At 56.6% G+C, this 1,236-nt stretch carries 1 tRNA gene and 2 rRNA genes (1 of these 3 cut by a window edge); all 3 read right to left on the bottom strand.

Going from position 1 to position 1,236, the window contains the following annotated elements:
* Positions 1-51: 51 nt before the first annotated feature.
* A tRNA-Met gene (locus ACSQ3E_RS30705) sits at positions 52-128 on the bottom strand.
* Between the two features lie 202 nt (positions 129-330).
* Positions 331-445 (bottom strand): 5S ribosomal RNA (gene rrf / locus ACSQ3E_RS30700).
* 146 nt (positions 446-591) lie between these two features.
* A 23S ribosomal RNA gene (locus ACSQ3E_RS30695) occupies positions 592-1,236 on the bottom strand; it runs 2,168 nt beyond the window's last position.

Below are 1,236 nucleotides of genomic sequence, written 5' to 3'. Positions count from 1 at the left end.
CTGCAAACAAAAACACTCCCGGAGCAGGGCTCACGGGAGTGTCGTTATCAATGGTTGCGGGGACAGGATTTGAACCTGTGACCTTCAGGTTATGAGCCTGACGAGCTACCGGGCTGCTCCACCCCGCGCCACCATTTGCAGGCTCCCAGTATGTCTGGGGCTGCGATCTTTTGGCCGTTCTCGGGGATGGGTATTTGCCATCGTTTTTCCGAGGATTTCGCCAAAGGAAAGGGCCGCTTTCGCGGCCCGGCTACCCGTTGGCGGGCCATTTTGTATCGAGAAGATTACGACATCGCAGAGCGATGCGTTGATTCAACGTGCGTTTGGCAGACCTGGCAGCGACTTACTCTCCCGCGTCTTGAGACGAAGTACCATCAGCGCTGGAGCGTTTCACGGCCGAGTTCGGAATGGGATCGGGTGCAGCCGCTCCGCCATAACCACCAGGTCGGCAAAACGCACGTTGTTTCGAGAAGCTTTGAGCGAAGGAGCGTTGAGGGGCATGGACAGCTGAGCTGTCTGGTTGCCTCTCGGGGCTGTTCGCTGGTCTTTGTCTGTGCCGTTCACGCTTTGCGATGAACATTAGGAATGAGAACGATCAAGCCTATCGAACTATTAGTACCGGTAAGCTTCATGCGTTGCCGCACTTCCACACCCGGCCTATCAACGTGGTCGTCTTCCACGGTTCTCAGGGAATACTCGTTTTAAGGTGGGTTTCCCGCTTAGATGCCTTCAGCGGTTATCCCGTCCGGATATAGCTACCCTGCTATGCGGCTGGCGCCACAACAGGTCCACCAGAGATCCGTCCATCCCGGTCCTCTCGTACTAGGGACAGATCCTTTCAATATTCCTACACCCACGGCAGATAGGGACCGAACTGTCTCACGACGTTCTGAACCCAACTCACGTACCGCTTTAAATGGCGAACAGCCATACCCTTGGGACCTGCTCCAGCCCCAGGATGCGATGAGTCGACATCGAGGTGCCAAACAACCCCGTCGATATGGACTCTTGGGGGTCATCAGCCTGTTATCCCCGGCGTACCTTTTATCCGTTGAGCGATGGCCCTTCCACACGGGACCACCGGATCACTATGACCGACTTTCGTCTCTGCTCGACTTGTCAGTCTCGCAGTCAGGCGGGCTTATGCCATTGCACTCGACGACCGATTTCCGACCGGTCTGAGCCCACCATCGCGCGCCTCCGTTACTCTTTAGGAGGCGACCGCCCCAGTCAAAC

It is taken from the genome of Aminobacter sp. LjRoot7 (assembly GCF_964252895.1).
GTDB lineage: Bacteria > Pseudomonadota > Alphaproteobacteria > Rhizobiales > Rhizobiaceae > Aminobacter > Aminobacter aminovorans_B.
Note: the sequence above shows the minus strand (reverse complement) of the source record. Positions and strands in the feature narration are given on the sequence as shown.